Genomic DNA, 25,700 nt, shown 5'->3' on the forward strand with positions numbered 1-25,700 from the left:
GGGTGGCTGTAATGTACCGGTTTCCGTAGAGCCGCATTCGTGATGACCAGCTTCATTCCTCAAGGAAGAGTCAGCGCGTTCTGGGGAATCACCGCCTGCTTCTGGCGCGGGCTTTGCCACATCAGACGGACGCTTGCGTCACCGTGATTCTCATAATACTCCACTTTAATATCGTAGGCAGTTGCGGCTGTAAGAGTTATACTTCCCTCCCGGCTGACACCGCTTTGCTTCTTCCAGCTGTCAATGATCAGCTTGCCGCCGATCCACACACGTATGCCGTCATCGGAAGAGGCTGTAAAAGTATACTTTTCACTGTAGACTGGCTTGATCTTACCGGTCCAGCGTACGGAAAAAGAGTCCTTGCCGATTCCCGGCGCCGGTGAATCCCCATGCCAGTTGAAGTCAATCCTGCTGTCATTCCGGGTAAGCAGCGGTTTGCCGGACAGCTCCGCATTGCCGAAATATTGCCCCTTGAGACCGTTGCGCGATACCGCAGTAAGGGTGTTGATCTGAGCATTCAGTGCCAGCTTGTAATCATCCCGTGATACGGTGTACTTATTGCTCATAAAGCTTTGAATTTTCTGGAGATTATTATTCTCGAGCAGCATTTTCCCCCATGTCATCGTATATACCCATTTACTCTGCGTTTGAGACAATATGACAGGGTCTGGAAGCTCTCCGCTCTCCCCGATACCGATGGGTTTGCCGTCAGCCAGCTTCAGAAGGTTCTCGTAATAGGATTGCTTAAAGTCATTGTTATAAATATCGGCTGCCAGTACATCCACCTTGGAGGCACCCGGATAATAATTGCTGTAAGGCTCTGCCCACTCGTTCGGTGCATTCGGGTTCCATACCCAGAGCAGGTTATTCAGCTTATGCGTGTTCACCATACGGTCATACACAATGTCCCACAGCTTGGCGAAGTTATCCTTCTGACCCCACCAGAACCAGTTGCCGTTCATTTCATGATAAGGCCGCCATAAGACCGGCACCCCTGCATCCCGCAGTTCACCCAAATATCCGGCAACCTCATCCAGCTCAGCAATCAGGGCTTTGTACTGGGGTGTTCCGGGAGTAATGTAGGCGTCGAATTTGGCCTGACTCAGGTTCATTTTCACATTAGTCCATTCGGGAGAGGTTCCCGGCAGATTCTGATGGAAGGTCATCGCCACAATGCCTCCGCCTTTGTACCACTTAATGGCACTGTCTACGACAGCCTGACGCTGCCTGGCAATGGTCTCCTTGGACTGGTTGTTGATGGCTCCCAGCTCGTAGCCGTGCAGAACGGCGTACTGTCCGCTTGCGTTCTTAAGCTTATTATTGAATTCATCGGGGGTCTCCAGGTAATCATGCTGGCCGGAGATCATACCTTTGCCGCTGAGATCGGACAGATAGCTGAGCAGTGCAGCAGCTTCCTTGGAAGCGGAGGGATTAACGGGTTTGATGGAAGCGGCAGGAGTGTTTACGGTGCGTGCTACGGGAAGACTGCGCGCCTCCCCCCATGGCAGAAGTGAAAGGATAAGGATAATTGGAATAATTGTTGTATATAGCCTGTACTTACGGTAAGTGTTCAATATAATCTCCTTTCCCCGGGTCTCACTGCCGCCTTAGGCGTGCAGGTATGCAGTTCTCTGTTAAGAGGCTGCAAAGAATTAACCGGATGGTCTATAGCTTAGTAGCCCTGCTGATAGCAGGGCCATTAAGATTGGACTTTATAGGATTTAGAATTGTAACGTCTTAACCAGTATCAGCGCCAATAATGAATACAGCTGCGGGGGTATGATCCTAGGAAGCGGAAGGGAGAAACAGTGCGCTCGCGGGAACCGTTGCCTTAACTTGGCTCGGACTCTCCCACATCAGGCGTGCTCTGGCATCTCCTTGATTCTCGTAGTACTCCACTTGTATATCATATAGCTGACCGGCTGTCAGGCTTATGCTTCCTGTGCGTTCGGTCCCGCTCTGCTTCATCCAGCTGTCGATCACAAGCTCACCATTGATCCGTACGCGGATGCCGTCATCTGAAGTGGTATAAATCTGATAAGTCTCAGTGTATAGCGGCTTGAGCTTACCGCTCCAGCGTACAGAGAAGAAATCTATGCCGATTGCGGCATCCGGCGTGCCTTGACGCCAGTTGAAGTCAAGCACTGCATCGGTACGTACCACTGCCGGGGCACCAGACAACGTCATATTATTGAAATATTCCGCAACCAGCCCGTTCACCGCCGGAGCCTCCGCCGTAAGATTCTCCGGCGTTGAACCTTCTGTCGGCGTTGGTGTCGCTGTTGGTGTTGGCGCCGCTGTTGGCGTCGGTGCCGCTGTTGGCACCGGTGTTGCTGTTGGCGTCGGTGCCGCTGTTGGCGTCGGTGCCGCTGTTGGCGTCGGTGCCGCTGTTGGCGTCGGTGCCGCTGTTGGCACCGGTGTTGGTGTTGATACTGGTAATGGCGTTGCTGTTGGTACTGGTGTTGCAGTCACTGCCGGAGCATCCAAGCCTGCTTTGCTGGCTGAAGAAGCAGCCGTGTTCACAAATAACGCGCTTGTAGGGACAGTTGCCTTCGCCTGGCTTGGACTCTGCCACATCAGACGGATATTGGCATCGCCTGCATTCTCGTAATACTCCACTTTGATATCATAGAGCTGGCCTGCTTGCAGGTTTATGCTTCCTGTACGCTCGGTACCGCTCTGTTTGGTCCAGCTGTTGATTACAGCTGTGCCGTCAATATAGACGCGGATACCGTCATCGGATGTAGTGATAATCTGATAGGTTTCACTGAAAGTCGGTTTGATCTGACCCGTCCAGCGGATAGAAAAGCTATCCACTCCGAGCTTCGCATCCGGCGCTGTCTGGCGCCAGTTAAAGTTCAGCAGCGCATCCTTCCGGACCAGAACCGGAGTGCCCGAAAGCGTCATGTTCTTGTAGTATTCCCCCTGAAGACCATTCTGAACGACGGGGGCCGTCACAGTATCATTGGAAGCAGGGGGCGTCGGGATCGGCATTGCAGTCGGTACCGGCATTGGTGTTGCTGTCGGTACCGGCGTTGGCGTTGCTGTTGGTACCGGCGTTGGCGTTGCTGTTGGTACCGGCGTTGGCGTTGCTGTTGGTACCGGCGTTGGCGTTGCTGTTGGTACCTGCGTTGGCGTTGCTGTTGGTACCGGCGTTGACGGAGCAAATGTGCCTGCTTTATAATCGTCCCGGGTCACCGTATAGCTGTCGCTCATGAAGCTTTTGATGGTAGCATCGGTATTGGTTTCATACAGCATTTTTCCCCAGCTCATCATATATACCCAATTTTTCTGGGAGAGCTGCAGCTTTGCCGTGCTTGGCATTTGTCCATTCTCGCCAATGGCAATCGGTTTGCCATTCGCAAGGGCAAGCAGGCCGTCATGGTATTTATTCATATAATCGTTCTCATATATATCTGCCGCGAGTACATCCACCTTGTCAGCCCCCGGATAGGTCAGCGCATAAGGATCAGACCAGGCATTGGGTGCATTGGGGTTCCATACCCACAGCAGGTTGTTTAATTTATGAACGTTCACGAAACGGTCATACATAATATTCCAAAGCGAAGCAAAGTTATTTTTCTTCCCCCACCAGAACCAGTTACCGTTCATTTCGTGGTAAGGTCTCCAGAGTACGGGAACACCAGCATCCCGCAGGCTTTTAAGTGAAACTGCCACTTTGTCCAGATCTGCAATCAATGCAGTGTACTGTGTTGTACCTGGAGTAATATATTTATTGAATTCCGCCTGGCTCAGCGGTTTCTGAACATTGGACCAGAGGTATGCGGTACCGGGCAGATTCTCATGAAAAGTCATGGCTACAATGCCGCCGCCCTTATACCAGTTGATCGCGCTGTTCACAACATTTCTGCGCTGCGCCGCTGCTGTACTTTCCGATTGCCCGCTAATTACGCCCAGTTCATACCCGTGAAGAGCAGCATATTGTCCGCTGGTTCCCTTCAGCTTGTTGCTGAATTCGTCCGGACTTTCCAGATAGTCATGTTGGCCGGTAATAATGCCTTTTCCAGTGATAGAATACAGATCGTCCAGCAATCTGACTGCTTCGGTTGAAGCCTCCGGATTAACGGGCGCTTTGGAACTAGATGCAGCTTCTGCAGATGAAGGCATTCCGCCGAGTCCCAGAGGTACTGCAGTCAATAAAAGGGCCAGAGACAGCACAGTGCACAGCAAACGAGACTTACGGTAAGTTATCAAAATCCATCTTCCTTTCGGTAGCCAGGCTGCCACTCTTGCGAAGGCCCTATAGCTTTGCGTCCCTATCTTTCGATTAGGTTTGCCTTTGTCGTATTGGAAGGATTAATCCCTCTTACCGTAAGTATCGTCTCTATTTAGTTTTAATTTAGAGCAAAAATGAATTTTTCTTAATAATTGGTTCTTAATACCTGTTTTGGATTTGTAACAATTGGTTATATAGATAGATTAGACCTACGAAATAAATTGCTGCAAGGCGATATCTTCCCAATCCAAGGTGATTCGGATGTTATCTTCCTCCACCAGCTCAGAGCCGGTCTGCACTTCGATAAATTCCATATCTGTCAATGCCAGGATCGCATGCTTGGTGCCTTCCGGAATCCGTACGACATCCCCCGCCTTTACATTATGCATTTTCTCATTGAGCACAATGCTGGCTTCACCGCTGACAATGGTCCAGATTTCACTGCGTTTGTGATGCAGCTGATAGCTGATATTTTTACCTTCAGAGATAAAGATCCGCTTCGTCAGCACCTCATTACCTTCCGCATATTTCACATAATCAATTACCTTGTAGTGGCCCCAGCGGCGTTCTTCGTACATCGGTCTTTGTTCAAAAGATTTCAGCACTTCCTTAATGCGCGGGCTCTCCGCCTTGTGCGTAACCAGAATTCCGTCCGGGCTGGCGGCGATAATCAGATCCTTCGCCCCGATCACGGTGATCGGAATGTCCAGTTCGTTGATAAGGCAGGTGCCTTCGGAATCTGCAGTGACGAAACCTTTGCCAACATGATTGCTGGTCATTTCTTCGGTCAGCGTATTCCAGGTGCCCAGGTCCTTCCAGAATCCGGCGTAAGGCTGAACCACGATATTCTCTTCTTTTTCTACCACCTCATAATCAAAACTGATGGAAGCCAGCAGTTTATACTGCTTCTGCAGTTCCTCATAGTTCAGTGGCAGTCCTTTGCGCTGCAGAATATCCAGCAGATACCCAAGACGGAAAGCAAACACGCCGCAGTTCCAGAGGGCGTTCCGACTGATTAGCTCCTCAGCCTGCTTGCGGTCCGGCTTCTCCTGGAAGTGGCTGACCTGCAGATACCCGCTCGCTCCCGCTTCGGCGCTGGTAGGAATGATATAGCCGTATTTCTCGGAAGCATGCTCCGGAACTACGCCCATCAGCGCCAGATTGGCGCCGCTCTCCAGCATCGTGCTCTCCAGCTGCAGAACGGTATCGAAGAAGGACGACTCCACATAAGGGTCGACGGGCAGGATGGCTACCGTCTCGCTTGGTGAAACACCGGCGATCGAATACAGGTATGCTGCAGTCAATGCAATAGCAGGGAAGGTATCGCGCCGCTCCGGCTCAACGATAATCGGCACCCCGCTGCCCAGCTGGCTCTGAATCATCTCTACCTGGCTGCGGCCGGTAGCCAGGTAGGACGATTCCGCCATCCCTGTCTCCTGCAGCTGTCTCCATACCCGCTGTACCATGGATTCCGGTTCACCTGCCGGGCTTTCCAGTACTTTCAGAAATTGCTTCGAACGTGAATCATTGGACAAGGGCCAGAGCCGTTTACCAGAACCGCCTGATAGAAGTACTAGTTTCATAAGTGAACCCTCCTAAGTTTATGTGATGTCGCGAAAATATCGGATTGTTATTGGGAGCTGCAGATTGCGGAAAAGCTTAATGCGCTGGCTGTTATGAGAGTCACTGCAAGGAATGTTTGGACTTTCGGCCGCTGTTGCCTCCGGATTTCCTGATTAGACCGCTCTTCGCGGTAGAAATCCAGAGACAGCATATGCTTCCGAAGCTAGCTTTCCTACGGAAAGCTTTCAGGCGGACGCTAACGCTCCTACAGTTCCAAAATTCCTCTCCGTTCCATTACATAACAGCTGGGGCTATTCGCTTCGCCCGCAGGCGAAGCTCCCGGCTAAAGATCCGGCTATTGCCGCTTGTTGTTGCGGCAATTGAACCGTGGCTGCCGCTATGCTTGCGCGGCAGGAAAGATTTAAAGATGCTTAAGTGCCTCTTGTTCCAAGGGACTCCCGCTCGCCGTAGCAGCGGGGGCAACACAAGATTCTCACAAGACTCTCACAAGACCAAGACACAAGACTCTTGTTCCAAGGGCTTGCCGCTCACTCACGCGGCGGGTAGGGCAAGGATCAAGTGCACTTGTGCTCCTCATTTCCTCGTTTAGCCCGCATCCGGTGAAATCAAGTGCACTTGTGCTCCTCATTTCCTCGTTTAGCTCGCATCCAGTGAAATCAAAGGGATTTTTCCCTCTAATTTCCCTAAGCAGCCACTTCTGGGGAGGCTGCGGGATATCCGCTAGACGATTAGATCGCGCCAGCAACGCTGGCGGAGAAGCCGCTAAGGCCGCCCATCTGCGGGCGTCCGACGGAATGATACTCCAGGCCGGTTCCTTCGATCTGCTCTTTGGTATAGACGTTGCGGCCGTCAATTAATACCTGGCGGCGCATGCTCCCAGCGAGCTGATGCAGGTCGATATCCTTGAACTGGCTCCAGTCGGTCAAGAGGCATACTGCGTCGCTGCCTTCGGCAGCCTCTTCCGCCAGCCCGCACCAGCGGAGCTGCGGATGATCGTACTCTCGCCGGAAGTTATCGGCGGCAATCGGATCATACAGCTTGACGGTAGCACCTTCAGCTACCAGCGCCTCAACGATTTCGCGGGCAGGCGCCTCGCGGACATCATCGGTGTTCGGCTTGAAGGCAAGGCCCCAGATGCCGATGACTGCGCCGCGCAGGCTGCCAAGCGATTCATGCAGCTTGGAGATAATCATGAACCGCTGTCCTTTATTGACCTCGACCACCGATTTCAATAGCTTGAACTCGTAGTCCACGTTGCCGGCAATCTGGATCAGCGCATTGGTGTCTTTCGGGAAACAGGAGCCTCCATAACCGATGCCGGCCTGCAGGAAGGTAGACCCGATTCTCCGGTCCATTCCCATGCCCTCGGCTACCTCGGTTACATCAGCTCCCACTTTTTCGCATATATTGGCGATCTCGTTAATGAACGATATCTTAGTGGCCAGGAACGCATTTGATGCATATTTGATCATCTCGGCGCTGCGGATATCCGTGACGAATACATTGTCCGTGAAGCCCTGATGCAGCTGGCGCATCGTAGGCTCAAGCTCAGGATTATCAAGTCCGATCACGATCCGGTCGGGATGCAGCGTGTCGCGGATCGCGGAGCCTTCACGGAGGAACTCAGGGGCGGAGACAATATCGAAGGGATGATTCGTATGCGAAGCGATCAAATTGCGGATTTTCTCATTGGTGCCTACGGGTACGGTCGACTTGGTCATGATGATCTTGTAGCCTTCCATCGCCTGCGCAATTTCAATGGCGGCCCCTTCAATATATCTTAGATCTGCTTCACCGCCCGGCAGTGAGGGGGTCCCTACGGCAAGGATGACGATGTCGGAGCGGCGGACCGAATCCTTAAGATCGGCCGAGAAGCTCAGCCTGCCCTCGCGGAGATTCATTTCGATCAGCGCCTCAATGCCCGGCTCATAGATGGGGGATTCCATCCGGTTCAGCTTCTTGATTTTTTCCTCATCCTTATCGACACAGATGACATGATTTCCGTTAAGGGTGAAGCATACGCCCGAGACAAGACCTACATAGCCGGTACCGATTACTGCGAGTTTCATACAATCATCCTCCTTTTAGGAAATTGACGTAGGCCTGTTCCACATACTGCTTGAACTGGACCATAAACGCCTGCTCATCAAATTTACGTGCATGGCCCATAATCTGCTCGATATCCCACGCATAGGATTCTGCTTCATCAATGGCCTGGAGCAGATCATCAACTTCCTGGTGCTGGAAGAACACGCCGTTGACGTAAGGAATAATCGTGTCCAGCGCTCCTCCGGCCTGATAGGCGATGACCGGTCTTCCTGCGGCATTCGCCTCCAGGGGCGTAATGCCGAAATCCTCTTCTCCGGGAAAAACAAAAGCCCGGCACTGCGACATCAGTCCTGTCACTTCTTCATCCTCCAGCCGCCCCAGGAAAGAGATATTATCCTTGGCCATGCCTTCCAGACGCTTGCGGTCCGGCCCGTCTCCCACGATGTACAGCTTCACGCCGTTACGGTTGAATGCCTCTACCGCCAGATCGATCCGCTTGTAGGAAACCAGCCGGGATACGATCAGATAATAATCTCCAATGGTAGGGGAGCTGGTGAAGCGGGCTGTATTAATCGGCGGGAAGATGACATCGGAATCCCGGTGATAATAATTCTGAATCCGCGTCTTCACGACGGAGGAGTTGGCTACGAACTGGTTTACATTCTTGGAGGTACGCTGATCCCAGCTCTTCAGCCGCTGCATATATACCTTAAGCAGTCTTTTGAATAATCCTGAATTGGATTGCCGCTCCATGTAAGTGTCATAATCCCAGGCGAACCGCATGGGGGTATGGCAGTAACACAGATGAAACGTAGACTCGGGCACCTGGATGCTTTTCATAAAAGCACTGCTGGAGCTAAGGACGATATCATATCCGCTGAAGTCCAAATCGCGGACAGCCATCGGATAGAGCGGCAGCACCCCTTTGAAATTCCGCTTCACGCCGGGGATTTTCTGCAGCCAGGAGGCCCGGATATCCGCATCTTTGAGGTTATCGGTCAGGCGGCTTCCGTTAAAAACCGTTGTGAAAATCGGAGCATCCGGATACATGTGATGAAAAACCTCCACCACTCTTTCCGCTCCGCCCATTTGGATTAAGTAATCGTGCGCTATCGCAATTTTCATGTGAATCATCCTCAAAGTTTTATGGAGCAGCATCATCATGCAGTGAACGCATGGTAGAAACGGATCGTGAAGCAAGTCTTAAGCATTGTCCAAGCGCGAGGTCAGGTAACCGCCAGCAGACCTTTGTAGTACGCTACGATATCCTTGACCGTATTCTCGATGACAAAATGCTCTTTCACCCGTTTCATTCCATTATCCGCCATCCGTCTACGCTCTTCGGGATGGTTCAGCATCCAGGTGATGGAGTCTGCAAGTACAGTAGCATCTCCCGGCTGGATCAGCATTCCTGTTACGCCAGGAACTACAATCTCAACCGGTCCGCCTTCATTGGAGGCAATCACCGGCAGTCCAGCCGCCATACCTTCGACGATGACCTGGCCAAACGGCTCGGGGGTGATCGACGTGTGAATCAGTAAATCGGCTTTGTTCATAAGTCCTTGTATATCATCTACATGACCCAGCAGGCTGACATTGGTAATGTTGCCTTGCTGCATCTGCTGAATTAATTCCTGTTTGTATTCCTCTTCCCCGAACAGCGCGTCTCCGGCAAGCCAGAACTTCACCCGGCTGTCATTCTTGAAGGCCTTGGCGGCTTCCAGTACAATATGCTGGCCTTTCCAGTGAGCCAGGCGTCCCACCAGCAGGACGTTGAAGTCCTTCTGGTCCCGCTTGCCGATTCCTTCACCAATCGCTTTGGCAAAAGCGGAGTAAACGACCAGCGTCTTCTTCGACCGCGGCAGCTCCAGGGCATTCAGTGTGGAATGGGAATTGGCGATGACGCCGTTCGGCAGCAGGCGTGACAGCAGCCGGATCGCCTTGGCGACAACCGGCTTCAGGTACGGGGCTCCGATATGGTCCCGGATATGCCAGATCAGGGGCACCCCGGCTTTTTTGGCAGCCACCGCTCCGTAAAATGCCGATTTCAGTGAATTGGTATGCACGCAATCGACCTTCTCCTCTTTGAGCAGCGGAGCAAGCTTACGGCCGTAGGCCAGCAGCTTCATTGCAGCAGCCGGAGCACCGAGGTTCACAGCGTTGCGTCCGCGGCTGCGGATGCTCTCATCCAGCGGGATAATGCGGACATCGATGCCCTTTTCCCGCAGGCGTTCGGCCAAAGTGCCTTCTTCCGCCAGAATCACCAGCGGTTGAATCTGTTCACCGATGTTGGTGAGAATGTTGAACAAGGCAACCTCTCCGCCGCTCCATTTGGCGGTGTGATCAATATAAGCGACTTTGATCATCCTACGCTCACACCCTTTCCCAAAGTTTCGAGGAATACGGACTCCACTTGATCGCCCACATGCTGCCAGGTATATTTCTCCAGCACATGATTCCGGCATTCGTCACGGCCCGGCAGCAGCTTGCGGTTGCTCAGCATATGAATCATGCCTTCTGCCATATCATCGCTGCCTGCACTCTTGAACAGCAGCTCCGGCCGGAAGCCCTGCAGAATCTCCTTGTTGCCGCCGACCGGCGTCGCCATCACCGGAAGTCCTGAGGCCAGCGCCTCAACGGTGATCAGGCCGAAGCCTTCCAGCGCCTGCGAAGGAACGACGAACATATCCGCCGCCTGATAATAGGAGGCCAGCTCATGATCGGGAATATAGCCCAGGAGCCGGACTTTGTTGCCCAGTCCGTAATCGGCTATTTTCTCTTCGAGCTCCCCGCGCAGCGGGCCTTTGCCCCCGATCAGCAGAATCGCGTTCGGGAACCGCTCGGCGACCTGCTTCCAGGCTTCGAGCAGCTGCAGCAGCCCCATCCGGTTCATCAGCCGCCGGACCGTCAGCACGGTCGTTGCGCCTTCCGGCAGATTCAGTGTCCGCCGGACCGCCAGCCGGTTGGAGGAAGGCACGAACCGTTCCACATTGGCCGCCCCCGGAATGACGATGATCTTGTGCAGCGGCACCCCATGCAGATCATGCAGCATACCCCGGAAGTAATCGCTTAGGACAATGAATTTGTCCGCCAGCTTGTAAGCCTTATGTTCAATCGATTTGGCAATCGTTGTTTTCACCTTGTGCTTGATGCCTTGACCTTCGATCTTCATCTCTTCATTCCAGGGGCCGTGGAAGGTCATCACCACCGGAATGCCCCGCTTCTTCGCTTCAATCGCCGGTCCGATGCCGTAAGGTGCGAAGTGGGTATAGAGGATATCAATCCGCCCGCTGCCGTCTCCCATCAGGTCCGCCGCCTTGCGCTGGAAGGCATCCTTGCGTTTCCAGATCGTCTCCTTGGGATCGCCGGCGTTATGGATGATCAGTTCCTTTGGGGTAGCCGGTGTCTCCTGACTACAGATCAGGGCATGCACCAGGTTCCGTGTGGAGAGCTGCTCACATACGGATTTGAAATAGGTGTTCAGTCCTCCGGGCTGTAACGAGGGCCAGCTGAGGCCGGTCGTCATAATGTTCAATCCGTCATTGTACGACATAGCTTCTCTCCCCTTTGTTCTCCTTGTCGGCCTGGCCCTGGGTGTTATGCCGGGTCAGCTTACCGGAGCTGTGTAATTCGTAATGCTTGAAGCCGACCATGAATTCATACATCACCCAGAATATCGATACCGCGAAGCCTGAAATCCCTTTTTTGAATAAGCCGTGCACGAAATACTTCTGCAGGAAACGTGCCGGCGGACGCAGCAGCAAGTGGCTCAGTTTGAACGGCTTGCCGCTGGCAAAGGCGCTTTGCGCTTCCAGATCCGTGTATTTGTTGAACCGGGCTACATGATCGTTGATGCTGCGGAAGCCTTGATGCCACAGCGTTCCGTTCAGCTTCACCGTCCGTTCCTCGGATACCTCGGGCATCTCATGCACCAGGCTGTTACGGATGCCATACTCCTTGCGGTTATACAGCCGCACCAGGTACTCACCCTTATCCAGCCATTTGCCGAGAAAATCACCAATCCGGTATAGCGAGAACGCTACGGTGGCATCCGTAAGTCCCGGCTTGCGCTCCAGAATATCCCGCGCCAGCTCTTCACTGACCACTTCGTCGGTATCAATCAGGAAGACCCAATCATGGACGGCGCGTTCCACTCCGAATTCCCTTTGCTTCGCGTATCCGGGCCATGGGTTAACATACACCCGGCATCCCAGGCTCTCGGACAGTTGGACTGTCCCGTCTTTGCTGCCCCCGTCGATTACAACCACCTCGTCGGCGAACAACTGGCAGGACTGAATAGCCGCGGAGATTCGAACTTCGTCATCCTGAGCGATGATGACCGCCGATATCGGGTAACTCCCCCGGCCGCCAAGCACGCTTGTCATTGAATCCATGAAGGTATCCTCCTTTTTCAGTCCAGTGTCTATCGTCAATCCGAGAAAATTTGGGCTTCCGATCGCTGTTGTCTTCCGATTTCCTTGATTAACCGCTGACTGCGGTTGAAATCGGAAGACAAAGGCGAACGCTGACGCTTCTTCCAGCTCCAAATTTTCTCTACTTTCCTCCAAACACTGTCCTTTTTCATTTAAGCAGAAAGGCAGTTCGCATCGTGCCTCTGCTCACTTTCCGCTTACACATCCATAGGTTTCTTGCGAATATACGAATTCATCGTCGTCTTCAGCCACTGAAGGTCCTGGGCGTTAATAAGCAGCCGCGGAAGCTTAACCTTCAGGTTGTATCTGATATTAAGAATAATGAACAGGAACCGCAGCACTGCCGAGGAGAGCATGGCCACGCCGGCTCCGAACAATCCGAACTTCGGCACCAGCAGGAAGAGCAGCGGAATCACGAGAATGAGGCCGACTCCCTGAAGGATGGATACGAACTTCGGCTTGCCCAGCGCCATGAACACCTGGGCCAGAATCAGGGTTCCTCCGCTGATGGTCACTTCCAGCAGCAGCAGGCGGAACACGGTAAGCGCCGTGTTGAAATCCTTGCCGTAGAGCAGCGGGATAACAAACGGGGCAACCAGCATCAGGAACAGTGCGCCAAGCAGTGTACAGGTGGTGCTGATCCGGAAAGCCTTGAAGGTAAGGGCTACTGCTTCGTCCTTTGACATCTCGGAGGCTTTGGGGAACAGGACCACCGTAATCGAATTAGAGAAGAAGTTGACCATTCGCGACAAGCTTACAGCAACCGCATAGAGCCCCAGATCGGCCGGCCGGAGCAGCCCGGCAATAATGATCTGGTCTATGTAATACGAGAACTGTCCAAGCAGATCATTACCGTAGGAGCCCATACCGTAAGTAAACAATCTTTTGAAGTTAAGATAGGCATCCCGCAGCTTTACTTTGTAGGTGCGGAGCAGCGAGACCGTCATTCCGATGAACAGCGGAACCGACGGGACCAGATAGGCCAGCGCTGTTGTATAAGGATTCATGTGTCCGGTCAGGATGAGTATCCCAATCGCGGCCAGCGTCAGCAGAGGAATCAGATAACGCAGCCAGTTGAAGGTTTTGTAATCCCCTCTGAACTGGAACGCCGCATTGTTGACCTGCGAGACCACAATCAGCGGACACAGGATCATCGACCACTGGGCGAAGACCACAACATCATGGCTGAAGGACTTCAGCCAATACGGGAGAACAATAATCCCGATGATCATGGCCATCGTCCCGAACACAAGTCCAATCAGCAGCGCCACCCTGTACAGTACTCCGGCTTCATCCGGGTTCTTCTTGGCGTTGTAGATCAGTGCCGAGGGGATGCCGAAGCTCATGCTGAACGCCAGGAATTGTGACCAGTTCACCATAGCGGTCTGTTCCCCCCGCCCTGTCGGACCGAGATACCGGGCGGTCAGCACACCGGTCAGCATATTGACCAGCAGAATCAATACGCTGACGAACATTGTTTTTACGGCCGCCGAGCTGTTGTCCTTACTCTTCGTGAAGCGCCTGAGGGAGGACCAGACTGTATTAGCGGGAAGTGATTTCGCGTTCAACTGCTGCATGTGGTATACCCTTCTTTCTGCTCTGAGTAATCTCTTTGGCACTGAGTCCGAGTCCGATCAGCATCCAGATCAGATAACCCTTGAGACCCGGAAATCCGTTATCCGATACCAGACTTACCACAGCCCCCATCCATGCCGCCAGCGACAGGCGGGCGTAAGGCTGAAGGTGATCCTTGCTGGTTACTCTGACGGCAATCTCTTTAATGACGGCCCCCAGGGCTCCGAAAAAGAACAATGCGCCGAGTACTCCGAAGGTAAGCAGCAGTGCGATCACACCGTTATCCATGTTGCCGTATTCACCAAGCTCCCCGCCGTTGCCGATCTTCGTCCCCTGTCCTACGCTGCCGATACCCTGACCGACCGGATTGCCTGCCACCATCGGCAGCATGTTCGTCCACAAGCTGAGACGTTCATTGTAGGAATGATCCTCCTGCACCGAGGTGAGGGTCTCCATCCGGGCGACCAGCCCCTCTGCCCCCGGCAGCTTGGGAACTATCGTGAACAGCGCGGCTGCCACGAATACAAGCTGCAGCAGAGTTTTCCATTTGCCCTTGGAGGGAGAGGAGGCAATGTACACCAGCAGCATTACCAGCAGGACCAGCCATGCGGAACGCACCAGCGTAGTCAGCAGGCAGACTACTACGAGCAGAACACCAATCCAGCGCAGTGTTCCCTGCCATCTTTTCTCCAGAATCATCGGGACCAGCGCGAAGACCAGGAAGGTTGCCGCCGGGCCCGGAGAATTCAGAGTGGAGAACACCCGGATCTCCAGGGGATACGGTGTTCCGATGGACATCATATCCGCGTTCCGCATCCAGAAGGCGTCCCACGGAGGAACCGTCAGATACTGTACAATTCCATACGCTGCAACCAGCACGGCGATATTGGCAAAAGCATACAGCAGCCGGTCGATATCCTTCGGTTTGTACGGGGTTACCGCGAAGAACGGAATCAGCAGCAGCGGTACGATATAATTCGCCAGATCGTATACCGAGCCAATGCCGTTCTTCGCGAGGCCAATCATCGCGCCGTAGGCCAGCGCAATGGAGAACAGCAGAAGGATCCGGGTAGAGGATTTGCGGATCTTGTGAATCTCCTTCAGCACCGGAATGGCTAAGGTAGCTCCGGTGAGCAGGGGCGCCAGACTCAGCAGTGATACGGAGTGATACACTCCTTCATACCAGTCTGCAATCCGCCGCAGCTCCGGAGCAACCGCCCAGATCAGCAGCGTGTAAGGAATCAGCAGCCGTGTATTCAGCAGCGCCAGCAGGAAGGCCGGGAAGAGGATTCCTGCCAGTATCACGCCCTGCAGACTGTTCGATGAGCTGAGCTTCGCACTGGCGAAGCCGATCAGCAGCGGCAGAATCACTGCTGCGCCGCAGATCATGGTCATCACTGCCGCTGACTTCACAGCTGATCTAGAGGGAAGACTCAGACTGTTCTCATCCCTGCTTAGCATCTTCATTCCCCCGCCTCCCGTCTCCGCCGCTTCTCGTTTATTGCGATTTGCTGTTCTTCACTTTTTCCCGCTTGCGCAGCTCCTTCAGGAGCAGCACCAGGAACTGGGCATCATCGACAAGGTATCTTTTCCATAGACGGCCCGGCTCCTGACTGAGCCTCCACAGCCATTCCATTCCGGTTCTCTGCATGAAATCCGGAGCCCGTTTGACCGAGCCTGACAGGAAGTCGAAGGTTGCGCCCACACCGATCGAGATCGGCGCCTGATAAGAGGTATAGTGACGGTATATCCATTTCTCCTGCTTCGGCGCTCCCACGCCTACGAACACAATATCCGGCTGACTCTCGGTCAGCATCTGGATAATCCGCTGGTTCTCTTCTTCGTTGTGCTCAAAGCCGTAGGAAGGAGAATAGCAGCCGACAACATTGATACCCGGATAAGCTGCTTTCAGGTTCTTCGTCGCCTGCTCCGGCACGCCTTCCGCTGAGCCCAGGAAGAACAGCCGGTATTTCCTTTGTTCAAAAGCATTGCCCAGCCTGCTGAACAGATCTGCTCCCGATACCTTTTGCTTCAGCGGCTTACCGAGCATTTTGGAAGCCCAGATGAGCGGCATTCCGTCTGCCACAACAGCTCCGGCTTCGGAATAGACTTCCTGGAACTCTTTGTCCTTGCGGAGCTTGATCACATGATCGACATTGCATGTCAGGATGTAGGACTGGTTCCTTTCCTGAATCGTTTTGTCAATGTAATCGAGCAGGTCCATGAAATCATAGTTATCGAAATTGACATCGAACATATTCACTTGGTTCATCGTATCACTTCTTTTTGTGGGGAATCGGCCAGCTGTGAAGATCGATACAGGCAGTTCAGGTACCAACAGAACGGAATGATGAATTGGACCGTCGACAGCGTGTTATCTGTAAATGAGTAGATCAGAAACGCTGCTATAAAGAGCAGATAATAAGGTTTGACCGGCGGTGCCAAAGCCCTGTACACCAGAAGGAACACAGCCAACAAGGAAAGCAGCAGCAGGATTGCGCCGAAATACCCTCCATCGAAGTAGAAGCGGATATACTCATTGTGCGGAACAACAAACCCTTTGTAGAGCGATCCGTCATTCGCCACCGTCACCGCTCCAAGACCCCGTCCCGCATAGGGGGAATCCTCCGCTTTGTTCAGGAAGTACTCCCAGGCTTCCGCACGCCCTGACAGGTCGACCCCCGTTTCCGTCGTACGTTCGAAGGAACGTTTCTTGATGTTATCGAGCTGCAGGTATACTGCTGAGGTAATTACCAGCAGCGAGCACAGCAGCGGGATCAGGAATTTCGTTTTGCCTTTTAAATACTGGCGTGAGATGTCGTAGAAATAATAGAGCACCATCAGGACCAGTGCCAGAATCGGCCCCCGTGTCCCGGTTCCAATGAGGATCAGGAAATTCAGACCCAGCATTGTGTAGTAAAAGCGGATATGCTGCGGGCTTCGCTTAATTTCAATGAATGCGATCGCGACTCCCATGAAAGCCAGCATAGCCAGATGCGCCGGAATGTTCGCCCCCTGAATCCGTACTGCGCCGGTGAATTCGATGTCGAGTAAGGAATGCAGATGAGCCGCCTGCAGCACCACTCCGGCTAATACACTGACCAGCGGCAGCAGGGTGATGATGCGGATTTGCTTCTCAGCCACCTCCTTCTTCCAATTGATAAGCAGGAATACGAAGGGCAGCGATAATCCGATAAAAGCTTTGACTGCAATCGATGAGCTCATCTCCGGCAGCCAGATGGAGAAGGTGAAGGTGATGAAGACCAGCGCCAGCATCGCCCACAGGGGGGGGCTGAGCCGGAACTTCAGGCCGTTGACCAGAATGCACGGCACCAGCAGCATCAGGATAACCAGTTTGTAGAGTGAGAGAATCTCAACACCGAACATACTGCCGCTGAACAGGAAGTTAATCGAGACTGCGGTGGTCAGCAGAACGAAGTAGCTGATCAGTTCCGGACGGGAGATGGAGACGAACAGCAGCATAATCAGGAGTACAGCAGCTATGGCTATGACCGGCTGGTAGATGACTGCTGCCCCCAGGAATAATGCGGACATGAGATAGAGCATTCCGTATGGCAAAGCGTTTATTTTGGAGCCCCATTCAAAATTAGTCATGTCACGCACTCCCCTCACCCCGCTGCGGATTCCCTCTTCCGGTTCCAAATCATATGGAGAGTTCCGCGAATACTCTCCAGCCGGCATTTATTCAGCAGCCTTCTTCCCTGACTGCGGGAGAGAATGGAATCTGCCAGAATGTACATCACCTTGGCTCCTGTTTTGCCCAGCAGCAGCAGGTTGCCCTTCATCCCTTCGCTTTTCATCGCATTGGATATGCCTTGGCTGTAATAACGTTTCATAATCCAGTCTTCCGTCAAACGGTTAGCCGGTACGAAATGATCCACCGCCATCTCCGGATGATAGAGAATGGAATGCCCCTCCTGCTGGATTTGGCCGAACAGCCAGGTCTCTTCACCGGAGAGCAGCGAATCACCTTTTCTCCCCAGCTCCAGCGGAAACAGGCTGATGTCGAACACGATCTTGCGCATCGCCATATTGGCTCCGCAGGGGTGCAGACGCTTCGGATATTCCCTGATCCGGTTGCCCAGATCAACTATGGTATATGGAAGCTCGAATGGCTTAATCAGCCATTCCGGCCGTTTGCTCTCGAAGATCGGAGCAATTTTACCGCCCATGGCCATCACTTCCGGCTTCTGTTCAAACGTACTTACGATCGTACTAATCCAGGTCCGGCAAGGTATCGCATCATCATCCAGGAAGGCGATGAGCGGCGATTTGGAAGCCAGAATTCCCGTATTCCGGGCCGCCGACAGTCCTTGCACCGGCTCCAGAAGATAACGGATATCCATATCAGCACCATAGGTATCAATAAACCTCCGGATGGCGGCTGCCGTATCATCCTTGGAGCTGTTATCCACTACGATGATTTCGGCCTGGTCCAGATTCTCCAGCGGAAGCAGCGAATGAAGAGTCTTGACCAGCAGCGCCGACCGGTTGTAGGTGCAGATGATAATGGAAATCTTAGATACTTCTCCGTGTACAAGCATCGGCATTCACCCAATTCCCATAATTTTAATAAGCATTTTTGGAGCCGAGCAGCATCAGGCCGGTTTTGACAATGATCTTAAGATCCAGCATAGTGCTGCGCATGTGGATATAGGTCAGGTCCAGCTGGACCATTTCGTCAAAGCCAACGCTGTTTCTGGCATTAACCTGCCAGTACCCGGTGCAGCCCGGTGTAACCATCAGCCGTTGTTTGTCATACTCCGTATACTGCGCCACCTCTTCAACGAGCGGGGGACGGGGGCCGACCAGACTCATATGGCCCATAAGCACGTTCCAGAGCTGAGGCAGTTCGTCAATACTTGTCTTGCGCAGGAATCTTCCTGTCCGCGTGATGCGGGGATCATTCTTGATCTTGAACATTGCGCCGCTCACCTCGTTGTAGGCCATCAGATTGGCCTTCAGCTCCTCGGCATTGGAGACCATGGATCTGAATTTGTACATAGGGAACAGCTTCTCATCCTTGCCGACCCTGTTCTGGCGGAAGAATACTTTGCCTTTAGGATCCTCCAGCTTGATTAGGACAGCCACCACCGCGAACAGCGGCAGCAGTACGAGAAGGCCAAGAGCGGAGAAAAAAATGTCGATAATCCGCTTCAATACCAGATAGGAATCCATTTCCTTACTTCCTTCATTGGCATGCAGCATGTAAAGTTTCGGCAGGACGGCCTCATAGTCTTCCGGCAGTTTTTGCATGCTCATCTCTCCTCATTCCTCCTAAATATTGTTGGTTCAGCTGCTCAGTGTGGTTTGTCCAGCCTGTTTCAGCCATTCCGACATTGCATCCATGACCGGATAGCGCAAATCTTCGCTCTGTAGAGCAAATTCCAGTGTGGTCAAAATGTAACCAAGGCGTTCACCAACGTCATATCGCGTACCATCAAAGTTATAAGCATATACCCGTTCGCTCTGGTTCAGCTTCTGGATCGCGTCCGTGAGCTGAATTTCGCCGCCCGCGCCTTTTTCCTGAAGGTCCAGATACTTGAAGATCTTCGGTGTGAACACGTAACGTCCCATAATCGCCAGATTGGAAGGAGCTGTTCCAAGCGGAGGCTTCTCCACGAAGTTGTTAACCCGGTAGAGCCGTCCGTCCTGCAGATCCGGTTCGATAATCCCGTAACGGTTGGTGAATTCATCAGGAATGACCTGAACACCAATCACTGAATTCTGTGTTTCTTCATACTGGTCAATCAGCTGCTTCAGGCAGGGGACCTGTCCGGTTACAATATCATCGCCGAGCATAACGCCGAAGGGTTCATCCCCGATAAACCGTCTGGCACACCATACGGCATGGCCCAGACCTTTGGGTTCCTTTTGCCGGATATAGTGAATTTCCACTTTTGAGGAACGCTGTACTTCTTTGAGCAGCTCCAGCTTACCGTCTTCAAGCAATCTGGATTCGAGTTCAAAGGCATTATCGAAATGATCCTCAATCGCCCGCTTTCCTTTACCGGTAACGATGATGATGTCTTCGATCCCGGAAGCGATCGCTTCCTCCACGATATATTGAATCGTTGGTTTGTTGATAATGGGCAGCATTTCCTTAGGCATCGCTTTGGTTGCCGGAAGGAAACGTGTGCCTAACCCGGCTGCCGGGATTATTACCTTTTTGACCTTTTTCATCACACATACCTCCCAAAAGTTTCATTCACCTTGCCGCTTCAGTACATTATTTGGTCTGGTTCATCGCAATTCCGAGAATCCTTACACCTGTTTGTTCCATAAGAGCCTTCAGCTTGCGGAGAGACTCACGCTTCGTCCGGCCATGTCTGGCCACGATGATAACACCGTCTGAGAGCGGAGCCAGAATACGGGCATCACTGAATTCCACCGCTTGCGGCGAATCCAGCAGAATCAGATCAAAGCTTGCTTTCAGTTCTTCCAGCAGGGCTGACATCTTGTCGCTGCCGAGCAGATCCGGGGGACTGACACTGGTAATACCGGCAGGAATGACGGCCAGATTAGCCAGGCTACCGTATACGGCAATATCTTTGGCTTCCTCATAACCGCCCAGATATGCGGCCAGCCCTTGACTTCCTTCTACCTCGAACACACTGTGCAGTCCGGGCTTCCTCAGATTGCAATCTACAACAGCCACCTTCTTGCCGTCCTGGACAAAGGATACGGCCAGATTGGAGAGGATCGTTGTCTTGCCTTCTCCGCCTTCCGCAGAAGTGAAGAGCAGCACCTGTCCACCATTGCCCTTCAGCAGACCGAGCTGGCGGATGTAGGTACGCAGCGAGCGGAAGGATTCAGAGATATGCGAGGACGGGTTCATGTCCGTAATCAAACTTCTATTCAGCCGTAACATAAGCGCCCTCCCCTACTCTTGCCTTAGCATTTGCCGCCTTGCCCAAATCACGTTTACGGATTGCCGGAATACTGGCAATGACCGGGAGGCCAAGATCGAACTCTGCTTCCTTCTCCGATCTTAATGTACCGTTCAGCGTTTCCATCAGCAGGATGATTCCTACTGCCGCCATCAGCGAGACTACAAAGCTGATGATAATGTTCATGGTAGAACCGCTATTGACCGGTCCAGGCTGATTTGCCGGGTCCGCCGGGGTCAGGAACGTTACATTGTCCAGATTCATAAGCGCCGGCAGGCTGCGGATGAATGTTTGCGAGACCGCGTTTACGATCGTAGCTGCGGTGGCGTAATCCTCATCCTGCACACTCAGATTAATTACCTGGCTTTTCTCTGAGGATTTGATCTGCAGCTTGGCAGCGAGTTGGCCTGCCGTCAGACCAAATTCCGGATGCTCCGCAATCACACTCTTCATAATCGTTGGTGACTTCATGATTTCCTTATAGCTCTCGATGAGGTTAAGACTGAAGTTGAGTGCGTTGAGATTGTTGCTCTCGGGAACATTTACGACGTTGTTGACCAGCAGCTGTCCAGAGGCGGAGTAGACGGGGACAACGAAGTTTTTGCTGACATAGAAGGTGGTGGCGCAGGAGATAAGCACGAACACCGTGATTAACCATAATCTTTTTTTAATCAGGTTAATGTAATCCAAAATCGTCTTTTCCACAGTAACCCTCCTTCCGCATGTGTTCATTTTGAAAGCAATCATGAAAATTTCAGAACTCTTGCTTTTATTCTATCAACGCGCAACATTTGTCACATGCCTCATAGCATCCCTTTACACTTCACTTTCGTGTGATGCCGTTTAGTCCCTAAGAGGGTAGGGATGGTATACTTTAGTACCATATGGCTGGTAATAACTAACAGCATCCGGTAGCGTTACCTACTTCACGTGTCACCTCATACTTTGAAAGCTAAAGAAACTGTTCAGAAAATGTTCAGATGCCCTTGGTAGGTTATTGACCTAAGAACACAAAAAAACACGGACATCATTGTCCGTGTTCATAAATCATCCGTTATGAGGTAACCTTAGTCGTACGACATCTCGTATTTGGTAAGCCCAACCGCATTGGCATATAATGCCGCCTGCGTCCGGTCCGCTACCTGAAGCTTCGCCAGAATCTGGCTGACATGCTTCTTGACTGTGAATTCACTGATGAACAAGCGGGAAGCGATCTCCCGGTTGCAGGCCCCCTGTCCAAGCTCAATCAACACTTCCTTCTCCTTCGGTGTCAATTCATCCGTTGGACTGTTGCCGCTCATCCGCATCTTGTCTTCCATCAGGCCGGGATCATAATACTTTCTGCCTTTGTGCACCAATTGAATCGCAAACAGCAATTCCTCCGGCAAAGCTTCCTTCAGCACGTAGCCGTCTACCAGCACTTCTTCCGCCTTCAGGAAATCTTCCCGGCTGGCGGAGGACGTAAGCAGAATGAACTTGCTGACAATTCCGCGTATACGTGCTGCTTTGATAATGTCCAGACCCGATTCATCGGCCAGCTTCAGGTCAATCAGCACAAGATCAGGCTGTATCTCTTCTATAACGAGAAGAGCTTCCTGGCCATTCGTAGCCTCACCGGCAAACTCCAGATTAGACTGCATTGAAATCACAGCAGCCAATCCTCTTCTCACCAAAGGGTGATCATCAACAATGACGATTTTCACTTGAACGACCTCCTGCCTAAAGTTTATGCATTTTTCAGTTCAGCCACACCGACAGGGATGGAGATCAAAATTCTGGTTCCTGCATTCTCACTGCTGGTCAACTGGAAGTCACCGCCAAGGGACTGTGCCAAATATTGCATATTCTTCATTCCCAGTCCGCCGGTGTTATCCTCAGACTCGGTCCAGATCAAGTCCGTATCGAATCCGACGCCATCGTCGATAATCGATAGTCTGATCCATTTGGGCTTAAGGGACAATTCAACATCCACCCGGCTGGCCGCACCATGACGTATGGCGTTGCCTGTCGCTTCGGAGATAATCCGGAAGAGCGCCTTGTGGTAAGGATAAGGGAGACTGAAATCATCCCCCGTTATTTTTAGTTCAATTTCCACATCATTGAGCCGGGACAGGCTCTTAAGATGTGAACGGACCATGCCAAGCCAGCTGGGGCCGCCGCTCTTCTTGGAGCTGAGGCTGTAGATGGTGATCCTGAGTTCCTTGGCCACCTTGGTGGCTGAATCGTGGATCAGCTCAATTTGCTCCTCCAGCTCGCCTTCGGACATTTTGCGCCACGACTGCTTCAGGGAATGCGTAGCATATACAATGCCAAAAAGACTCTGCGATACACTGTCATGCATTTCATCGGCTATCCGGTTCTGTTCGTTCGTGATGATCAGCCGGTTCTCGATCACGCCCAGCTCATGCCGCTCAAGAATAATCGCACTCAGCTCTGACAGGAACATCAGCTGCTGGATATACCATCTGCGGCCCTCCAGCCCTTCGGAGGATTCCAGCCTAACACCGATCATCCCGACGAAACGTGTGCTCATCCTTACCGGCATCAGCAGGAAATCTCCAAGACCCGGCAGACTCTTGAATACCGGTTCCCGCTGCAGCCTCCATTCATGCTCATGCTTCTCCAGCTCCATGAACAGAAACCGTTCTTCCTCATGCTGCCAGCCCGTCTGCCGGCTCTGCGGAGCGGGTTCCCCGCTCTTCTTCGCGAACCAGAACAAGGCCTTCTCCAGCTTGGTAAGCTTTACAACGTAGTCGGTAATGACTTGGCCTATGTTCATGAAATCATGCTGGCTCGATGTTTCCACGATGTGATACAGCGACTTGATATGTTCCATGGTATCGTTGGTCCGCGCGTTTGCTTCCTCCCGTTGCCGCTTTATCCCATTAACCATTTGCATAACTATAACCGCAAGAGCCAGGGCTAGAAACATGTTGCCGTTCGCAAGCACGATTTCGGAGAAAGATTTCCCAGAAGAACCGGGGAGAAAATAACATAGCGCGGCAACGATGCCGAAATACCCGAGAAGCAGGCTCCATACAAAATAGAATGATAGCGTTCCTGCAGCAATCAGGACGGGACTCAGCACATACAGCTTAAACGGGCTGTCATACCCCCCTGTAAATAGCGTCAGTACAATGATTCCCGTCAGCTCTATGCCGATAACGAGCTTAAGAATACGCAGTCTTGCACGAAGCCTCCGGTAATAGAAAGTGAATACTTGAGCAAATAAGAATAGCACAATGATTAGTAGGGATTTGTATATTACGGAAGGCCCCGCAGGAACCATGAGGAACATAAACGATGTGAGGGACAAAGAAATGGTTCTGTAAAATGCGATCATTCTGTCTTCAGCTGTTACTTTAATTTTCATCCCACCACCCTATTCTCCAGTTTGTGGAAAATTCGAGCTTATTCTAAGCTATGTTTAAAAGCATCATACATGAGAAAAATCACAATAACAAGTTTCGTTTTTTATGACAGCGTTTACTTTTAAAATAAAAAGCATGTTAAATAACTTTTTTTACAAAATCGCACTCAGTTATATCCATAATTCGAAATAAAAGCGAATTCATGGTCAATCAATAATTTCCTGCACAAGACGAACAGCCTGTCTCCCTGGAGGGACAGGCTGTTGCTTATATAATATTCACTACCGTCATGGTCATTCTGTCGTCTGCAGTCTAATCAGTCACCGCCGGCAAGGTTATTTGTTGCTTGGCGCTATTGCATATGCAAATCTGGTAACGCTGTTCGCCAACGATATGATACCCGGTGGACAGAATACGTAAGGTATGATTTCTTGCGTCCACCTTATGGAGACTGCGGCAACTGATGCAGTAATATTCTCTCATGGCTTCATCTCCGGCATAGTCTAGAAGAACTATTCAAAAAACTGCTAATATATACTAAATCATATCACTGTCTTTTTCCGCATGTCAACAATAATCTGCAAATTACGACATATATCCAAAAATAAAGTAGAATTATGTCGGTTTTTATATGTTGTTGCGGCAGTTCTGCGGAGAAATGCCCATATACTTCTTAAACAACCTTGAGAAATAGAAGGAATCTCTATAATGAAGCATCGCCGCGATTTCCTGCACCTGCAGGGGAGTGTTGAGCAGAAGATGTTTGGCTTCTGCCATTTTGAGGCGGTGGATATATTCATGCAAGGGGTAACCGCTGCTTCTGCGAACCGTACGGCGGAGTGTGGACATGGAGATGTGCAGACCTGCAGCGATTCCAAGCAGATCAGGCTCCTCATAGATGCATGCATTCAGCGCTTCGCGGATATGAGACATAGGTTCTGCCTGCTGGAGCCGGTTATTGCCCTGGATACACAGTGAACATTCCAGCAGCATCTCTTCGAGTTTCAAGGCCGCCCGGTCCGCATCTCCGGGAGCCCCGCCGTCCATTAGCCCCAGAACTTCTTCAAACAAGGCCGTAAGTCCCTGTACCGCATTCGCCTGACAGACAGCCCCTCCGGCTATCATTCCAGTCTCCAGCCATTCCGTGACACGGCTTCCGGCGAAATTAATATAGTATTCATCCCAATACCCTCCTGAAGGCGGTCCAAAACTGTAGCTGCAACCGGGACGGAAAAAGAACAGGCTCCCTTCGCGGACCTGCTGCTCCTTGCCTCCGTTCTCACTATACGAACCGCCTCCCGAAACTATGTATACTAGTGCCCAGTGCTCGAACACCACACCTGAACGAAAAAGCGTTCTTCCCGGCAGATGACCCGCTTGCCCTATCCGTACCGACTTCAGCCGGAGCCTGGAAGCTTCCACCTTAGGATCGATAATCCGGATCGGATAGGGACTGATCATATAATCCATGAGCTTGGGCATACATTGCATTCCTCCACCTGTTTAGGAGTGATATGGTTGTTATGAAGATGATCATATT

At 52.0% G+C, this 25,700-nt stretch carries 20 protein-coding genes and 1 riboswitch; all 20 genes read right to left on the minus strand.

The features are described 5' to 3' along the window. Positions 1–59 precede the first annotated feature (59 nt). The 20 genes from MKX70_RS00605 to MKX70_RS00700 all read right to left on the minus strand — a co-directional run bounded on the left by MKX70_RS00605 (position 60) and on the right by MKX70_RS00700 (position 25,642). Complete coding sequence (locus tag MKX70_RS00605) at positions 60–1,574, minus strand: glycosyl hydrolase (RefSeq protein WP_340839347.1); 1,515 nt, start codon at positions 1,572–1,574, stop codon at positions 60–62. 211 nt (positions 1,575–1,785) lie between these two features. After that, positions 1,786–4,215, minus strand: a complete 2,430-nt coding sequence (locus tag MKX70_RS00610; protein ID WP_340839348.1) for a PA14 domain-containing protein — start codon at positions 4,213–4,215, stop codon at positions 1,786–1,788. A 13-nt stretch (positions 4,216–4,228) separates the two neighbouring features. Next, positions 4,229–4,309, minus strand: a riboswitch (cyclic di-GMP riboswitch). A gap of 137 nt (positions 4,310–4,446) precedes the next feature. Beyond that, on the minus strand, positions 4,447–5,820 hold the full coding sequence (locus MKX70_RS00615) for a sugar phosphate nucleotidyltransferase (RefSeq protein ID WP_039302273.1): 1,374 nt from the start codon (positions 5,818–5,820) through the stop codon (positions 4,447–4,449). Between the two features lie 729 nt (positions 5,821–6,549). Further along, the gene (locus MKX70_RS00620) at positions 6,550–7,890 is read right to left on the minus strand and encodes a UDP-glucose dehydrogenase family protein (protein WP_042232881.1); all 1,341 of its coding nucleotides are present in this window, start codon (positions 7,888–7,890) and stop codon (positions 6,550–6,552) included. Between the two features lie 4 nt (positions 7,891–7,894). Further along, entirely contained in the window at positions 7,895–8,995 is a 1,101-nt protein-coding gene (locus tag MKX70_RS00625) for a glycosyltransferase (RefSeq protein ID WP_042232879.1), read from the minus strand. 101 nt (positions 8,996–9,096) lie between these two features. Then, positions 9,097–10,236, minus strand: coding sequence for a glycosyltransferase family 4 protein (locus MKX70_RS00630; protein ID WP_042232878.1), 1,140 nt, complete (start codon positions 10,234–10,236; stop codon positions 9,097–9,099). Continuing rightward, the gene (locus MKX70_RS00635; protein ID WP_340839349.1) at positions 10,233–11,423 is read right to left on the minus strand and encodes a glycosyltransferase family 4 protein; all 1,191 of its coding nucleotides are present in this window, start codon (positions 11,421–11,423) and stop codon (positions 10,233–10,235) included. The genes MKX70_RS00630 and MKX70_RS00635 overlap by 4 nt, the downstream gene beginning before the upstream one ends. Continuing rightward, a complete protein-coding gene (locus MKX70_RS00640) occupies positions 11,410–12,264 on the minus strand; it encodes a glycosyltransferase family 2 protein (RefSeq protein ID WP_042232872.1) in 855 nt (284 codons plus the stop codon). Before MKX70_RS00640 ends, MKX70_RS00635 begins: the two co-directional genes overlap by 14 nt. 236 nt (positions 12,265–12,500) lie before the next feature. Beyond that, entirely contained in the window at positions 12,501–13,880 is a 1,380-nt protein-coding gene (locus tag MKX70_RS00645; RefSeq protein WP_042232871.1) for an oligosaccharide flippase family protein, read from the minus strand. Beyond that, on the minus strand, positions 13,846–15,345 hold the full coding sequence (locus MKX70_RS00650) for an O-antigen ligase family protein (RefSeq protein ID WP_042232869.1): 1,500 nt from the start codon (positions 15,343–15,345) through the stop codon (positions 13,846–13,848). The genes MKX70_RS00645 and MKX70_RS00650 overlap by 35 nt, the downstream gene beginning before the upstream one ends. 31 nt (positions 15,346–15,376) lie before the next feature. Further along, entirely contained in the window at positions 15,377–16,150 is a 774-nt protein-coding gene (locus MKX70_RS00655) for a WecB/TagA/CpsF family glycosyltransferase (RefSeq protein ID WP_042232868.1), read from the minus strand. Beyond that, positions 16,147–17,493: an O-antigen ligase family protein gene (locus MKX70_RS00660; protein WP_042232866.1), complete on the minus strand. Its 1,347-nt coding sequence runs from the start codon at positions 17,491–17,493 to the stop codon at positions 16,147–16,149. The genes MKX70_RS00655 and MKX70_RS00660 overlap by 4 nt, the downstream gene beginning before the upstream one ends. A gap of 14 nt (positions 17,494–17,507) precedes the next feature. After that, positions 17,508–18,449, minus strand: coding sequence for a glycosyltransferase (locus tag MKX70_RS00665; RefSeq protein WP_340839350.1), 942 nt, complete (start codon positions 18,447–18,449; stop codon positions 17,508–17,510). A 19-nt stretch (positions 18,450–18,468) separates the two neighbouring features. Continuing rightward, positions 18,469–19,161: a sugar transferase gene (locus tag MKX70_RS00670; protein ID WP_039302991.1), complete on the minus strand. Its 693-nt coding sequence runs from the start codon at positions 19,159–19,161 to the stop codon at positions 18,469–18,471. A gap of 30 nt (positions 19,162–19,191) precedes the next feature. Further along, positions 19,192–20,082 (minus strand): UTP--glucose-1-phosphate uridylyltransferase GalU, encoded by an 891-nt coding sequence (gene galU / locus MKX70_RS00675; protein WP_042232864.1) that lies wholly within the window; start codon positions 20,080–20,082, stop codon positions 19,192–19,194. A 46-nt stretch (positions 20,083–20,128) separates the two neighbouring features. Further along, positions 20,129–20,770 carry a CpsD/CapB family tyrosine-protein kinase gene (locus MKX70_RS00680; protein WP_042232862.1) on the minus strand — a complete coding sequence of 214 codons (642 nt, stop codon included), beginning with the start codon at positions 20,768–20,770 and terminating at the stop codon, positions 20,129–20,131. Continuing rightward, positions 20,754–21,494, minus strand: a complete 741-nt coding sequence (locus MKX70_RS00685; protein ID WP_039302983.1) for a YveK family protein — start codon at positions 21,492–21,494, stop codon at positions 20,754–20,756. The genes MKX70_RS00680 and MKX70_RS00685 overlap by 17 nt, the downstream gene beginning before the upstream one ends. A 362-nt stretch (positions 21,495–21,856) precedes the next feature. Beyond that, complete coding sequence (locus MKX70_RS00690; protein ID WP_042210777.1) at positions 21,857–22,492, minus strand: response regulator; 636 nt, start codon at positions 22,490–22,492, stop codon at positions 21,857–21,859. Positions 22,493–22,515: 23 nt separating this feature from the next. Next, positions 22,516–24,162, minus strand: coding sequence for a sensor histidine kinase (locus tag MKX70_RS00695; protein ID WP_042232860.1), 1,647 nt, complete (start codon positions 24,160–24,162; stop codon positions 22,516–22,518). Between the two features lie 625 nt (positions 24,163–24,787). Continuing rightward, positions 24,788–25,642 (minus strand): helix-turn-helix domain-containing protein, encoded by an 855-nt coding sequence (locus MKX70_RS00700; RefSeq protein WP_340789970.1) that lies wholly within the window; start codon positions 25,640–25,642, stop codon positions 24,788–24,790. Positions 25,643–25,700 lie beyond the last annotated feature (58 nt).

Source organism: Paenibacillus sp. FSL R7-0312 (assembly GCF_038004445.1).
Taxonomy (GTDB): domain Bacteria; phylum Bacillota; class Bacilli; order Paenibacillales; family Paenibacillaceae; genus Paenibacillus_AQ.

What these genes read in the sequence shown, in the direction of transcription:
- MKX70_RS00615 (WP_039302273.1), bottom strand. Translation starts at nt 5,820, where the DNA reads ATGAAACTAGTACTTCTATCAGGCGGTTCTGGTAAACGGCTCTGGCCC.
- MKX70_RS00620 (WP_042232881.1), bottom strand. Translation starts at nt 7,890, where the DNA reads ATGAAACTCGCAGTAATCGGTACCGGCTATGTAGGTCTTGTCTCGGGC.
- MKX70_RS00625 (WP_042232879.1), bottom strand. Translation starts at nt 8,995, where the DNA reads ATGAAAATTGCGATAGCGCACGATTACTTAATCCAAATGGGCGGAGCG.
- MKX70_RS00630 (WP_042232878.1), bottom strand. Translation starts at nt 10,236, where the DNA reads ATGATCAAAGTCGCTTATATTGATCACACCGCCAAATGGAGCGGCGGA.
- MKX70_RS00635 (WP_340839349.1), bottom strand. Translation starts at nt 11,423, where the DNA reads ATGTCGTACAATGACGGATTGAACATTATGACGACCGGCCTCAGCTGG.
- MKX70_RS00640 (WP_042232872.1), bottom strand. Translation starts at nt 12,264, where the DNA reads ATGGATTCAATGACAAGCGTGCTTGGCGGCCGGGGGAGTTACCCGATA.
- MKX70_RS00645 (WP_042232871.1), bottom strand. Translation starts at nt 13,880, where the DNA reads ATGCAGCAGTTGAACGCGAAATCACTTCCCGCTAATACAGTCTGGTCC.
- MKX70_RS00650 (WP_042232869.1), bottom strand. Translation starts at nt 15,345, where the DNA reads ATGAAGATGCTAAGCAGGGATGAGAACAGTCTGAGTCTTCCCTCTAGA.
- MKX70_RS00655 (WP_042232868.1), bottom strand. Translation starts at nt 16,150, where the DNA reads ATGAACCAAGTGAATATGTTCGATGTCAATTTCGATAACTATGATTTC.
- MKX70_RS00660 (WP_042232866.1), bottom strand. Translation starts at nt 17,493, where the DNA reads ATGACTAATTTTGAATGGGGCTCCAAAATAAACGCTTTGCCATACGGA.
- MKX70_RS00665 (WP_340839350.1), bottom strand. Translation starts at nt 18,449, where the DNA reads ATGCCGATGCTTGTACACGGAGAAGTATCTAAGATTTCCATTATCATC.
- MKX70_RS00670 (WP_039302991.1), bottom strand. Translation starts at nt 19,161, where the DNA reads ATGAGCATGCAAAAACTGCCGGAAGACTATGAGGCCGTCCTGCCGAAA.
- galU (WP_042232864.1), bottom strand. Translation starts at nt 20,082, where the DNA reads ATGAAAAAGGTCAAAAAGGTAATAATCCCGGCAGCCGGGTTAGGCACA.
- MKX70_RS00680 (WP_042232862.1), bottom strand. Translation starts at nt 20,770, where the DNA reads ATGTTACGGCTGAATAGAAGTTTGATTACGGACATGAACCCGTCCTCG.
- MKX70_RS00695 (WP_042232860.1), bottom strand. Translation starts at nt 24,162, where the DNA reads ATGAAAATTAAAGTAACAGCTGAAGACAGAATGATCGCATTTTACAGA.
- MKX70_RS00700 (WP_340789970.1), bottom strand. Translation starts at nt 25,642, where the DNA reads ATGCCCAAGCTCATGGATTATATGATCAGTCCCTATCCGATCCGGATT.